This is a genomic window from Pandoraea commovens (assembly GCF_024704525.1).
Taxonomy (GTDB): domain Bacteria; phylum Pseudomonadota; class Gammaproteobacteria; order Burkholderiales; family Burkholderiaceae; genus Pandoraea; species Pandoraea commovens.
Genome location: NZ_CP102780.1, coordinates 3657433 through 3671256 on the forward strand (window position 1 = coordinate 3657433; position 13824 = coordinate 3671256).

Sequence of the window (13824 nt, forward strand, 5' to 3'; positions counted from 1 at the left end):
AAAGCGCGAGCCACGCTGCCCGGCAGCACCGTCGGGCGGCAAATCCTCACCGGTTGCCCGATGAAGCAAAAAAACGCGGCACGCGCAGGGCGTGCCGCCAATCTACCGCAGGCCGACAGGCAAAACCAGAGATTCCGGCTCATGCGCCCGCCTGCGGCTGCGCCTTTCAGACAGCGCCGCGTGCCAACCCGTCCAATGCCAGGTTGAGCTTCAGAACATTCACCCGGGGTTCTCCGAAAATTCCCCACTGACGGCCTTGCGTGTTACGTGCGATCACATCGCGCACCACATCCGGCGTCAGCCCGCGGGCCTTGGCCACGCGCGTGACCTGATAGTCGGCCGCCGCCGGGCTGATTTCCGGGTCAAGCCCGCTGCCCGACGCCGTCACCAGATCGGCAGGCACGGGCAGTTGCGCGCTCGGGTCGGCGTCGCGCAGCGCGGCGATGCGCGCCTTCACGGCATCCGTGAGCGCCGGGTTGAGGGGACCGAAGTTCGTGCCGCCCGACGCCGTGGCGTTGTTCGGATTCGGCGAGGTGGCCGACAGACGGCCCCAGAAGTACTTCGGTTCGTCGAAGTTCTGACCGATCAGCGACGACCCGACGGCCTTTCCGTCCTTATAAATCAGGCTACCGGCCGCTTCGCGCGAGAACGCCGCGCGGCCGATGCCGGTCACGACCAGCGGATACACCAGCCCCGTGATGACCGAGAGCACCACAAACAGGCTCAACATCGGGCGCAAGAGGGTTTTCATGACGTCTGTTCCTTAGAGTTTCAGCAATGTGGCCCCGGGCGCACGGCAACTGCTGCCGCCGCGCCCGGAAGCCGTCGCGATCAGGCCCAGCCCATCGCGGCGATGATCATGTCGATGACCTTGATACCGACAAACGGCACCAGAATCCCGCCCAGACCGTAGACGAAGAGGTTGCGACGCAGCAGCGTCGCGGCCCCGAGCGGGCGATACTTCACGCCCTTCAATGCGAGCGGAATCAGCACCACGATGATCAGCGCGTTGAAGATCACCGCCGACAAAATGGCCGATGACGGGCTTGCCAGACGCATGACGTTCAACGCATCGAGCTGCGGATACGTGGTGGCGAATGCGGCCGGAATGATGGCGAAGTACTTCGCCACATCGTTCGCAATCGAGAACGTGGTGAGGCTGCCGCGCGTCATCAGCATCTGCTTGCCGATCTCGACGATCTCGATCAACTTGGTCGGGTTCGAATCGAGGTCGACCATGTTGCCCGCTTCCTTCGCGGCTTGCGTGCCCGAGTTCATCGCGACGGCGACGTCGGCCTGCGCGAGCGCCGGGGCGTCGTTGGTGCCGTCGCCCGTCATCGCCACGAGCTTGCCTTCGGCCTGATACTTGCGAATCGTCGCGAGCTTTTCCTCAGGCGTGGCTTCTGCGAGGAAGTCGTCCACCCCCGCTTCTGCGGCAATCGCGGCGGCCGTCAGACGGTTGTCGCCCGTGACCATCAGCGTGGTGATCCCCATCTGACGCAGTTCGGCGAATCGTTCCTTGATGCCGCCCTTGACCACGTCCTTCAACTCGATCACGCCCAGCGCACGCGCGCCGTTCGCGTCCTGCTCGGCCACCACCAGCGGCGTGCTGCCACGGCGCGCGATCTCGTCGACCGCCGTCGCGAGCGCCACCGGCCACACGCCACCGGCCGATTCCACATAACGCTTGACGGCATCGGCTGCGCCCTTGCGAATCTGCTTGTCGGTCAGATCCACACCGCTCATGCGCGTTTGTGCCGTGAACGGAATGAACAGTGCATTCAGACCGCTCATTTCACGCTCGCGCAAATTGAAGCGTTGCTTGGCGAGCACCGCGATACTGCGGCCTTCCGGCGTTTCGTCGGCCAGCGACGCGAGTTGCGCGGCGTCGGCCAGCGTACGCTCGTCCACGCCCGGCGCGGGCACGAACTGCGACGCTTGACGATTGCCCAGCGTGATCGTGCCGGTCTTGTCGAGCAGCAGCACGTCCACGTCGCCTGCGGCTTCCACCGCGCGGCCCGACGTCGCGATCACGTTCGCCTGCATCATGCGGCTCATGCCTGCCACGCCGATGGCCGAGAGCAGGCCGCCGATGGTCGTCGGAATCAGACACACCAGCAGCGCGACGAGCACCGTGATCGTGACCGGATTCCCGGCATGCGTGACGAACACGCTGTAGATCGAGTACGGCAGCAGCGTGGCCGTGGCGAGCAGCAGCACCAGCGTGAGCGCAACGAGCAGAATCGTCAGGGCGATTTCGTTCGGCGTCTTCTGACGCTTTGCGCCTTCCACCATCGCGATCATGCGATCGAGAAACGCTTCGCCCGGATTGACGGTCACCTTCATGATGACCCAGTCCGAGAGCACACGCGTGCCACCGGTCACGGCCGAGAAGTCGCCGCCCGACTCGCGGATCACCGGCGCGGATTCGCCCGTGATGGCCGATTCGTCGACGAACGCCACCCCTTCCACGACTTCGCCGTCGGCCGGAATGACATCGCCCGCTTCGACCAGCACAAAGTCGCCACGACGCAGGCTGGCACTGTCGATCACCAGACACTCTGCGTCACGACGTGCCGAGCGCAACTGCTTGGCGGGCACGTTCTTCTTGGCCTGACGCAGCGAAGCAGCCTGCGCCTTACTACGGCCTTCGGCCAGTGCTTCGGCAAAGTTCGCGAAGAGCACAGTGAACCACAGCCACAGCGTGATCGCGAGGATGAAGGGCGCGCTCGCCTCGGCATGGCCTGCCACGGCCATGCCGAACAGCACGGTCGTGAGCAGACTGCCGACGTACACCACGAACATCACCGGGTTCTTGGCCTGCGTGATCGGGTGCAACTTGCGGAACGAGTCCACGATGGCCGGTTTGACGATGGCGGGGTCAAACATCGACTTGGTCGCCGATGTATGCCCTTCGCCCATCTGCCGGGTGGCGGTATTACTTGAGGGTTGATTCATGAGAGCCTCGAATGCCTCATTTCATTGTTCAATGCGCACCGATCATCGCCAGATGTTCGGCGACCGGACCGAGTGCAAGCGCCGGTACGTAGGTGAGCGCGCCCACCAACAGCACCGTGCCGAGCAGCAGCACGACAAACAGCGGACCATGCGTAGGCAACGTGCCCGACGTCGCGGCAATACGCTTCTTGCGCGCCAGCGCACCGGCAATCGCCAGCACCGGCACGATCACCCAGAAGCGGCCGAACCACATCGCGATACCCAGCGTTGTGTTGTAGAACGGCGTGTTTGCCGACAGACCCGCAAATGCGCTGCCGTTGTTGTTCGCGGCCGAGCTGTAGGCGTAGAGAATTTCCGAGAAGCCGTGTGTCGCAGGGTTCAGTACACCCGCCTGTCCGGCCGCGACCAGCACTGCGAGCGCAGTCCCGAGCAGCACCAGCAGCGGCGTCATGAGCACGGCCACTGCGACCATCTTCATCTCGTACGCTTCGATCTTCTTGCCCAGGTATTCCGGCGTGCGGCCGATCATCAGCCCCGCCACGAACACCGCGAGCATGGCGAAGACGAGCATGCCGTACAGGCCCGAACCGACGCCGCCGAAGATCACTTCGCCTAACTGCATCAGCAACATCGGCACCATGCCGCCAAGCGGTGTGAGCGAGTCGTGCATCGCGTTGACTGCACCGCACGACGCCGCTGTCGTGACCGTCGCGAAGATGCCCGACGAGACGATGCCGAAGCGCGTTTCCTTGCCTTCCATGTTGCCGCCCGACTGCGTAGCGCTGACCTGCTGGTCGACGCCGAGCGTGGTGAGGATCGGATTGCCCGCCTGTTCTGCGGACACGGTCGCCACTGCCGCAATCGAGAATGCAATCGTCATGGCCGCCAGAATCGCGATGCCCTGACGACGGTCTCCGACCATGCGTCCGAACGTGTGGCACAGCGCCGCCGGGATCAGGAAGATCGCCAGGATTTGCAGGAAGTTCGACAGCGGCGTCGGGTTCTCGTACGGATGCGCCGAGTTCGCGTTGAAGAAGCCGCCACCGTTCGTGCCGAGCATCTTGATCGCTTCCTGCGAAGCGACCGGGCCCATGGCGAGCGTTTGCGTTTGCGTCTGCGCGGGCGTCGTGACCGGCTTGCCGGCGGCGTCGATCTTCGGCTGACCGTCCGGGCCGAGGACCGGATTGTCGTAGTGCGTGACTTGCAGCGTGGTCACGTCCTTATAGGCATCGAAGTTCTGAATCACGCCCTGACTCATGAACGCAGCGGCGAGCACCACCGACAGCGGCACGAGAACGTAGAGCGTGATGCGGGTCATGTCGACCCAGAAGTTGCCGATCGTCTGCGCCGTGTGACGGGCGAAGCCGCGAATGAGCGCGACCACGACTGCGATACCGGTGGCGGCCGACAGGAAGTTCTGCACGGCCAGACCGAGCATCTGCGTCAGATAGCTCATCGTCGATTCACCCGCGTAGCCCTGCCAGTTCGTATTCGCCACGAAGCTGACGGCCGTATTCATCGACGAGTCCGACGTGACGTTACCGAACGCTTGCGGGTTCAGCGGCAGCCAGACTTGCCAGCGTTGCAGCGCGTAGACGGCGAACGCGCCCACGGCGTTGAAGCCGATCAGCGCGAACGCGTAGGTGCGCCAGTGCATCTCCTGTTCGGGACGAATCCCGCACAGACGATAAAGACCGCGTTCGACAGGCGCGAACCAGCGGTTCACGCGGGATTCACCGGCAAGCACGTCGGCCATGAAACGACCGAGCGGGCGCGCCAGCACCAGTAGCACGACGAGGAAAACGCCGAGCTGGATCCAGGCATTGAGTGTCATGCTAGGTCCTCCGGCTTGAACAGCGCGTAGACGAGATAAGCGAGCAGCGCGAGCGTGAGTCCGCCGCTCAGCCAGTACATAGCTGTCATTGCTGCCCCCCTACCGACGCGCAAAACGCGACAAAGCCGACGGTCGTGGCAACGAACACCGCGATCACGCCGAGATATAACCAGTCCATGACAACTCCCTATCGTGTGGCGGCTGGCACGCCACGGGCGCGACGCGCCCTCGCATGCGCATGCCAGCCGTGCCCTGAACGATACGTAGGGGCGCGTAAAGACGGGGACAAAAGGGGTAAAGGGGGTGTAAACAACGTGTAAAACACAGGCCCGAATTGTGTAAACGACGAAGCCCGCCGATATCGCTATCGGCGGGCTTCGGGGCCTTGCTGGCTAAGGCGCGGCGGCGTTTCTCGCCGCGCGCGTATCAGACGTTCGTCAGACGCACATCACTCGGTCACCTGCGAGCCTTTACGCCAGACTTCCACGACTTCCTTGCTCGGTTCGAGGTTCAGGTTGACGTTGCGCGGCGGAATCGGCTGCTGGAACCACTTGCGTTGAATACGGCGGATGTCGCCCGAGCTGTACACATGCGCCAGCGTCGTATCCACGAAGCGCTTGAACTGCGGATCGTCGCGCGGCAGCATCAGGGCGTTGAGTTCCGTCTCCAGCGGTGCGCCGACGATGGCGAACGACTCCGGGTCCCGAGCATTCGCGCGGAAGCCCGCAAGCAACACGTCGTCCAGTGCAAACGCCTTGGCGCGACCGGTTTCGAGCGTCACCATCGATTCACCGTGATCGCGCGCCGGAATCACGCGGTAGCCGATCTTCTCCGCCTGCATGCGCGCCAGACGCTCACCGGTCGAACCGGCCGACGCCACGAGGTTCTGCCCCTTCAGGTCGTCCAGCCCGTGAATGTTGTCCTTCTTGTTGACCAGAAGGCGCACTTCGGAGACGTAGTACGGATTGCTGAAACCGACCTGCTCGGCGCGCTCCGGCGTAATGGTGTTCGGGGCGCAATCGAGATCGACCGTGCCGTTCTTCACCAGCGGAATACGGTTCTGCGGCGTGATGGACATTTCACGCACGCGCAGATTCGGCAGATTGAGGGCGGTCTTGACGGCGTCTACCACTGCGTAGCAGAGGTCCATCGTGTAGCCGACCGGCCTGCCCTTGTCGTTCACGTACGAGAACGGAATGGCCGCTTCGCGATACCCCAGCGTGATGACGCCGGTATCGCGGATCTTCTTGAGCGTGCCGGTGAGATCACCGTTGACCTTCGGCAACGCGACAACCGCCTCGGTCCTGGCGGGCGCGGCCGTCGCCGTCGAAATACCCGCCTGAGCGGCGAACCACACGGACAGACCGAGCGCGACGCGTCCGGCAGCGATTTTCCAGTCGACCTTCTTGAAACCGTTCACAGCAAATTCCTATCGAATTAACAGCATGATAGGAAGTTACAGATTTGCATCACGCAGCGCAAAGAAACCTTTGTCATTAGCTTATGCACGGACGATCAACTGCCTGATGCCGGGGATGTCGGGGATGTCGGGGATGTCGGGGATGTCGGGGATGCCGCAGACGCCTCCTGATCCTTGCCGGGATGCCCGCCAGTCTCCCAAAGGGTCAGGGTTTGCGGCGACGGTTCGACCGCCAGACGATGCCCGTACGGCGGTATGACGGCCTGAAACCATTGCCGCTGGAGTTGCGCCATTTCACCACTCCGAAAAATCGCCGTCAGGGCCGCGTCGACACGCGCCTTGAACTCAGGGTCGTCCTTGGGCAGTACCAGCGCGTAATACTCGGGCTGCGTGGTGAGGGGTGCCCCGACGATCCGGTACGCATCCGGTGTCTTGCTGGTGGCGCGCAAGCCTTCCAGGAGCACATCGTCCAGCGCCAACGCCTGCGCGCGGCGCTCCTTCAGCATGCGAAACGCCTCATCGTAGTCGCGCGCCATCAGAAGCTGAAATCCTGCGCGGGCGTGCTGCGCCCTCACAAGGCGCTCCGCAGTCGTTCCCTGCACCACCGCCAGGCGCAGGCCCCGCAAATCGTCGATCGACGCGACGCCCGTGCCCTTCCTGACCATCAACCGGACGTTCGCCGCGTAATAAGGCAAGCTGAAGGCCACCTGCTGCCCACGCGATGCCGTGACCGTCGATGGCGCGCAGTCGATATCGATGGCATCCCCCTTCACCATCGGCGCGCGCATCTGTTCGATCACCCGCACCGGCGTGACGCGCAGTTCCGGCATCGCCATTTCCTGTTGCAGCGCGGTCACGACCCGTTGGCACAGCGCCCACGCCAGTCCCATCGGCTGATCGTCAGCGTCGACATAGGAGAACGGCACGGCGGTTTGCCGATAGCCGAGCAGAATGCGTCCGCGCTCGCGAATACGCGCCGTTGTCGGCGTATCGGCGATGGCTGGCGTCGGCGCGAACGAGGTGTCGGGAGGGAATGCAGGCGCTTGCGCGGACGCAGCCACCGTACTCAGGCGCGGCATGCCCGCCATGGGCGGCTCGGCGGCGAGCGTCGCATTGGGTGACGCGAGCATGGTGGCCGTGAAGATGCCAATGAAGCGGCCAATGAAGCGGCCAGACCGGCGGCGAACACACGCAGAGATGCGGGACAGAAGGGACAGAAGGGACAGAAGGGATAGAGCGGATAGAAGGGACATGGTCGACGCAACGCCAAGAGGGAAAATGCCCACACCTTAGCGATGGCCACCGGCGAAACGAGCGGCGACACCAGCCCTTTCGGATTATTCCCTTCGCTGCGATTTTCCCTTCTACGGTGGCCTTAGCGCGTATGCGCCAGCAACGTCTGCAACAGTTGCTCGTCGTCGTCCGGCGTCGGTGCGGTGTTATCGAAGCGCACGAGCCCCGGAAATGCCGCCGCAGGGGGCAAGAAGCGACGCACGCGATACTCGTCCCAATGCGCCAGCTTGTAGGCGTCGTTCGGATTGCCCCGGCTCTCGATGCGCTCGCGCGCGTGTGCTTCGTCGAGATCCACCCAGACCACGTGAACGCCCACGTCGTCGTCGACGTCCAGCCACGCCCGGTCGAACAGCAGGCCTTCGCGCAACTCACGCGAGAGCGGACCGACCACCAGCACGTTCACGCCCAGACGCAGGTTCTCGCGCGCCGTCTCCAGCAGCCCTGCGTACTCCGGCTCGCGTAACGTCTGCAAATAGAGCGGGCTGTCGCGGTCGTTGGGGTTGCCGGTCAGCGCGCCCATCACCGACGCGCTGTACGCCCCATACAGCGTGTCCTTGTCGAGCAGACAAAAAGCCTCACCACTGCGCGCAATCAGCGGACGTATCAGACGCTTGGCCAGCGTGGTCTTCCCTGCCCCGGCGTGGCCGCAGAAAAAGATCAGACGTGTCATGCGGCCGCCTTGCGCTCGAACATCACGAAGTGCTTGCGCACCGGTTCGATGACTTCGAACACGCCTTCGAACCCGGCCGGAATCACGCAGGCGTCGCCCGGCCCGAACTCCGACGCGTTGCCATCGAGATCGCTGATGCGGATACGTCCCTCAATCACCGAGAAGTATTCCTGACGATGCGCACCGAAGGCGATGCGCCACGCGCCGGGTTCGCAAGTCCATTCGCCACAATCGAACTCACCCAGTGCGTCGGTGTAGAACGGGCGCGTCATGCGCTGCGGATTGCCGCTCACACGGCGCGCCTCGGCGGGATGATCGAAGATGGCTTCGCCCGCCTGATCGGGGGCGAACGTAATGAGCGCGGGAGATGTGGGAGATGTCATATGCGTCGAAGAGTTTAGAGAGCTATGGGACGTCGGGACGTCGCTCAGTTCAGCGCCGCGCTCAGCTTGCGACGCCACGTTGCCACCGTCGCCGGATCGGTCTCGGCGAGTGCTTCGAAGATCGCAAGCATCGACTTGCGTCCGGCGTCGTCGCCAAACGAGCGGTCACGCTGCACGATATCGAGCAACGTCTGCAATGCCGGTTCGTAAGCCCGATCCGCGAGATAACGATTGGCCAGATCCAGACGCGCCTGAAGATTGGCCGGTTCGGCGTCCACGCGCGCGATCAATTCCGAGGCCGGTGGCAGTTGGCTGGCCTGCTCGGCGGCAGCAATACGCGTGTTGAGGGCTGCAATACGGGCGTCGCCACTCGCGGCGGTGCGCGGCGAGAGCAATGTCAGCTCAGTACGTGCTGCATCGATGTCACCCATGCCGAGCAAAACATCCACCAGATCGAGACGGACTTCGTCATGCGCCGGGTCGAGCGCCAGTGCGGCCTGAAGCGCATCGCGCGCCACCGTCGGCTGACCTTCTGCGAGCGCCTTGCGCGCCACGTTGCGCGCCATGTCCGCCGGATTCGGCACGATGCGGTCGATGAAGGCGCGCAACTGCCCTTCCGGCAACGCGCCCACGAACTGATCGACCGGCTCGCCATCGACGAACGCGACGACGGTCGGCAGACTGCGCACGCCATACTCCGCGCACAGTTGCGCGTTTTCATCGGCATTGATCTTGACGAGGCGGATGCGCCCCTGCGCTTCGGCCTCCAGCTTTTCGAGCATCGGCCCAAGCGTGTTGCAGGGGCCGCACCACGGGGCCCAGAAGTCGGCCAGCACGGGGACCTGATGCGAGACGGCCAGTACGTCGGTGTCGAAACTGGCGAGATTGGTATCGATCATGGGTTCTATCGAGCGTGGTAAATTGCGTAAATAGCGGCCGTTACTCATAGAAAACAGCCGCCAGCTTGAAGCATGGTAATCGCAAAGTCCAACGACGGGCAGGGAGGCACATGCACGCAGGCCACGGCACGGCAATCTTCTTTACTCAACTTCTCTTGCTGGTACTCGTCGGCCGACTGCTCGGCGAGGTCATGCAACGGCTGCGTCAGCCGGCCGTCATGGGCCAGTTGCTCGCAGGGGTGCTGCTCGGCCCGTCCATCTTCGGCGCGCTGATGCCCGCCTGGCAAAACGCCGTCTTTCCCGACAACGAAGCGCAAAAAAAGATGCTCGACGCCGTCTCCGAGCTGGGCGTGCTGCTGCTCTTGCTGTCCACGGGGCTGGAGACGGATCTGGGGCTCGTGCGACGCATGAAGCGTATGGCCATCTTCGCGTCGGCGGGCGGCATGCTGATTCCATTCGCCTGCGGTTTCGCGCTCGGGTGGCATCTGCCCGACAATCTGCTGCCGCATCCGGAAGCGCGGCTCGTCACATCGCTATTTCTCGGCACGGCGCTGTCGATTTCGTCCGTCAAGGTCGTGGCGATGGTCATTCGCGAAGTCGACTATCTGCGACGCAACATCGGTCAGATCATCCTCGCCGCGGCCATTCTCGACGACACCACCGGCTGGATCATCATCGCCGCCATCGCAGGCCTGGGCGCCAGCGGTTCGGTCGATCTCGGCCATCTGACGTTCAGCCTCGGCGGCACGCTGCTGTTCATCGTGCTGTGCTTTACCGTCGGCAAGCGCGCCGTGGCCGTGGCCATTCGCTGGACGAACGACCGCTTCACCGTGGAGATGCCGGTGCTCAGCGCGATTCTCGTCATCACGTTCGTGCTGGCGCTCGCGACCGACAAACTCGGCGTGCACACAGCGCTGGGGGCATTCATGGCAGGGGTCATGATCGGGCAGTCGCCCATTCTCAGCGAACAGATCGAAGCGCAGTTGCGTGGGCTGATCGTCGCCCTCTTTGCGCCCGTGTTCTTCGGCGTGGCGGGCCTGTCGGTAGACCTGACGATTCTGCTCGACTGGCGAATGCTTGGGTTGGTGGCCGGACTGATCCTGATCGCGAGCATCGGCAAGTTCACGGGATGCTTTATCGGCGGACGTCTGGGTGGCATGTCCTCAGCGGAAGCGCTTGCGCTGGCCACCGGCATGAACGCGCGCGGCTCGACCGAGATCATCGTCGCGAGCATCGGGTTGTCGCTGGGTGTATTGAGCAAGGACCTGTTCACCATGATCGTCATCATGGCGCTCATCACCACGCTCATCATGCCGCCGGTGCTGCGCCGGGCGCTCGTGCGCATTCCGCTGTCTGCAGAAGAGAAGGCTCGCCTTGAAAAGGAAGCCGCCGAGGAGAAGGACTTCCTGCCGAACGTCGAGCGCATTCTGACGGCGGTCGACGGCAGCGCCAACGGACGCTTCGCCGCGTGGATCGCCGGGCTGACGGCCGGTGTGCGCGGCACACTGACGACGGTGCTCGCCCCCGCGCCTGCTTCGGGCGATGACAGCGCCGCCGTCGACGCGGGCGAATGCGCTGGGCTCGACGCCTATGAGATCGCCCTTGCCGCCGCCACGCATTCGGTGAGTCGCGCCCCGGGTACGCCGGGCGTGGAAGACGACAAGCCCGTCAAGCCGGGCGAGAAGGAGCGTGAGGCCGCGCGCCTGGTGCTGCGCGAGCGCACGGGCAAAGCGCCGCAGAAAACGCCGGAACTGCCGCACGGTCCTGTCAAGGAAGGCGACGCCGAAACTCCGACCGACGAAACGTCCTCCAAAGCCGCCCCGAAGCATGAACCTGTCGGCGAAGCACATGACGACAAGCGCGTGAGCGAGGCGAAGGAGGAAGGCGAATTCGTCGCTGACGATCCGTCCGACACCGCACGCGAACAGGAGGCAGCGCAGCCGGAAAGCAGCGACGAAGCGGTCCGCATCTCCGACGAAATCGCCAAGGGCTACGGTTTCGTCATCGCCGGATTCGACGCGCCGGGCAAAGAGTCGGACTCGGACGTCCCCCCGCTCCCCCTGCCCACAGGCGTGCTGCCGCTGACCAAGGCGTTCGACGGTGCCATCGCCATCGTGCTCGCGCATGGCGACCACGCGCGCCAGCCTGACGCACCGCTCAACATCCTCGTGCCAGTCTCGGGCACCGACTATTCGCGGCATGCGGCCGAACTGGCGATCACACTCGCGCGCGCGGCGAAGGCGTCGGTCACCGCGTTGCATGTCTCGGCGCGTGTGGCTCCGGGCATGCTGCACCGCCGCTGGCGTCCACGCGTACTACGTCCAGACGCTGCCGAAGCCGCCATGCTGGAGAACCTGCACTCGCTGGCCAAGCGCAACGGCGTGAAGCTCCGCACGCGTCTGCTTGCAGGCGGCAAGGTCGACGACGCCATCCTGCATCAGATCCACCACGGCAAACACAACCTGCTCGTGCTCGGCGTGCAACCGCGTTTCGGCGACCGTCTCAACTTCGGTGCCGTCTCCCATCGTTTGCTGGAAGAACGACGCTGTTCCGTGATCGTGCTGAGCGCTTGACGTCTCAGGGCACGCCAATGAAAAACGCCTGTTGCGGCAGGCCGTCAACAGGCGTTTTTCGTGCTTACTGCGACGAAACTCAGCTCGCCGATGGCTTGCGCTCCGGCAACGGAATCCATTCCGTCTCACCGGGCACCTTGCCCATTTCCTGCGCTGTCCAGGCGGCCTTCGCCTGCTCGATACGCTCACGGCTCGACGACACGAAGTTCCAGAAGATGAAGCGCTCGCCGTCGAGCGGTGCACCACCCAGCAGCATCAGTCGTGCAGGTCGATCACCCGCCACGATGCGCACGTCCCCGCCCGGAGCGAGCACGCCCATCCGATGCTCGGGCAAGGCCTCGTCGTTCACCGTCACCTCGCCCTGCACCGTGTAGACGGCGCGCTCGGCATACTCCGGCGGCAGCACGAACGCTGCGCACGGTTCCATTTCGACCGCGAGATAGAAGATAGGCGAGAACACTTTCACCGGGGCTTTCTCGCCGAAGGCTTCACCGAGGATCAGACGCATGTGCACGCCTGGCAGGAAGATGTCCGGCAGCGACGCCGCTTCGTGATGCGCAAACGACGGCGCGGTCTCCTCGTCGGCCTGCGGCAACGCGACCCACGTCTGAATGCCGTGGACGTCACCGCCACGCTCGCGCACGTCGTCCGGCGAACGCTCCGAATGCACGATGCCGCGTCCCGCCGTCATCCAGTTCACGGCACCCGGCGTGATGCGCTGGTCGCTGCCGAGACTGTCGCGGTGCCAGATTTCGCCGTCGAACAGATAGGTGACGGTCGCCAGCCCGATGTGCGGGTGCGGACGCACGTCCAGCCCCACACCGGGCGGCAGCGTTGCAGGCCCCATGTGGTCGAAGAAGATGAACGGCCCGACGGTCTTGAACGGCAGGCTCGGCAGACTGCGCTGCACGGTAAATGCGCCGATATCGCTCAGATGCGGCTTGAGCACGGCGAGGAAGGGAGTCGTGGAATCGGTCATGGCGCGGTTCTCCTGCGTTCGACACTTGCGTGTGAAGTGTGGCGTTCATGTGGGGTGCTGACGCCCGATTGTAGAGGACATTGCGGGCGCGCTCCATGACACCTGAGCATGATGGCCATCGCCACGAAAATGGGGTGGCGCACATGTTCTTGCGACATCGCTCCTATAATGCAGGGATTGTGTAACGCTTTTGGCTCGTGCGCGTCGCGGGCATCGACTTATGAACAAGGCCTTCGTCAAGGAAGATAACGGCGACGACGATGACGATCTCGACGCAGGCGCGCCGGAGATTCCTGCGGGCACCAAGAACTACATTACGCCCACAGGCTACCGTCGTCTGAAGGATGAGATGCTGGATCTCATCGATAATCAGCGCCCTGAAGTGGTGAAGATCGTGTCGTGGGCGGCGTCCAACGGCGACCGTTCGGAGAACGGCGATTACATCTACGGCAAACGACGTCTGCGTGAGATCGACCGGCGTATTCGCTTTCTGACGAAACGTCTGGATAACGCGGAAGTGGTGGACACGCGTCGTCAGGAGAACGTCGATCAGGTGTTTTTCGGTGCGGAAGTCACCTATGCAGACGGCAAGGGAGACGAGCATACGATCATGATCGTCGGCATCGACGAAGTAGATCTCGACCGTGGGCACGTCAGTTGGATCTCGCCCATCGCCCGTGCCATTACCAAATCGAAGATCGGCGACACCGTACCATTGCGCACACCGGCCGGGCTCGATCAGATCGAGATTCTCGACGTTCGCTACCCGCCGTCCGAGTAAGCGCACCGCGCGTCGCTCGACACTATGCAAAACG

The 13824-nt window shown here is 63.8% G+C and carries 12 protein-coding genes; 2 read left to right on the forward strand and 10 right to left on the reverse strand.

Annotation, left to right across the window (positions count from 1 at the left end):
• Window positions 1-166: 166 nt before the first annotated feature.
• From kdpC to trxA, 9 genes are all read right to left on the reverse strand, one after another.
• Entirely contained in the window at window positions 167-751 is a 585-nt protein-coding gene (gene kdpC, locus NTU39_RS16685) for a potassium-transporting ATPase subunit KdpC (protein WP_150663192.1), read from the reverse strand.
• Between the two features lie 80 nt (window positions 752-831).
• Window positions 832-2958 carry a potassium-transporting ATPase subunit KdpB gene (gene kdpB / locus NTU39_RS16690; protein ID WP_373275317.1) on the reverse strand — a complete coding sequence of 709 codons (2127 nt, stop codon included), beginning with the start codon at window positions 2956-2958 and terminating at the stop codon, window positions 832-834.
• A gap of 28 nt (window positions 2959-2986) precedes the next feature.
• Window positions 2987-4792, reverse strand: coding sequence for a potassium-transporting ATPase subunit KdpA (gene kdpA / locus NTU39_RS16695; RefSeq protein ID WP_150663193.1), 1806 nt, complete (start codon window positions 4790-4792; stop codon window positions 2987-2989).
• Window positions 4789-4881 (reverse strand): K(+)-transporting ATPase subunit F, encoded by a 93-nt coding sequence (gene kdpF / locus NTU39_RS16700; protein WP_063389843.1) that lies wholly within the window; start codon window positions 4879-4881, stop codon window positions 4789-4791. The genes kdpA and kdpF overlap by 4 nt, the downstream gene beginning before the upstream one ends.
• Window positions 4882-5240: 359 nt before the next feature.
• A complete protein-coding gene (locus tag NTU39_RS16705; RefSeq protein ID WP_246184443.1) occupies window positions 5241-6212 on the reverse strand; it encodes an amino acid ABC transporter substrate-binding protein in 972 nt (323 codons plus the stop codon).
• Between the two features lie 95 nt (window positions 6213-6307).
• Window positions 6308-7342: an amino acid ABC transporter substrate-binding protein gene (locus tag NTU39_RS16710; RefSeq protein WP_174984323.1), complete on the reverse strand. Its 1035-nt coding sequence runs from the start codon at window positions 7340-7342 to the stop codon at window positions 6308-6310.
• Between the two features lie 245 nt (window positions 7343-7587).
• A complete protein-coding gene (locus NTU39_RS16715; RefSeq protein WP_257958092.1) occupies window positions 7588-8175 on the reverse strand; it encodes a P-loop nucleotide/nucleoside kinase family protein in 588 nt (195 codons plus the stop codon).
• A complete protein-coding gene (locus NTU39_RS16720; RefSeq protein WP_150663196.1) occupies window positions 8172-8558 on the reverse strand; it encodes a cupin domain-containing protein in 387 nt (128 codons plus the stop codon). Before NTU39_RS16720 ends, NTU39_RS16715 begins: the two co-directional genes overlap by 4 nt.
• 44 nt (window positions 8559-8602) lie before the next feature.
• Window positions 8603-9454, reverse strand: coding sequence for a thioredoxin (gene trxA, locus NTU39_RS16725; protein WP_150663514.1), 852 nt, complete (start codon window positions 9452-9454; stop codon window positions 8603-8605).
• Window positions 9455-9567: 113 nt separating this feature from the next.
• Between trxA and NTU39_RS16730 the strand changes: the two genes are divergently transcribed.
• Window positions 9568-12030 (forward strand): cation:proton antiporter domain-containing protein, encoded by a 2463-nt coding sequence (locus NTU39_RS16730; RefSeq protein WP_257958093.1) that lies wholly within the window; start codon window positions 9568-9570, stop codon window positions 12028-12030.
• 79 nt (window positions 12031-12109) lie between these two features.
• On the opposite strand, the gene NTU39_RS16735 is transcribed toward NTU39_RS16730, so the two are convergent.
• Complete coding sequence (locus tag NTU39_RS16735) at window positions 12110-13009, reverse strand: pirin family protein (RefSeq protein ID WP_257958094.1); 900 nt, start codon at window positions 13007-13009, stop codon at window positions 12110-12112.
• Window positions 13010-13229: 220 nt separating this feature from the next.
• On the opposite strand from NTU39_RS16735, the gene greB reads away from it, so the two are divergent.
• Entirely contained in the window at window positions 13230-13790 is a 561-nt protein-coding gene (gene greB / locus NTU39_RS16740) for a transcription elongation factor GreB (RefSeq protein WP_150737301.1), read from the forward strand.
• Window positions 13791-13824 lie beyond the last annotated feature (34 nt).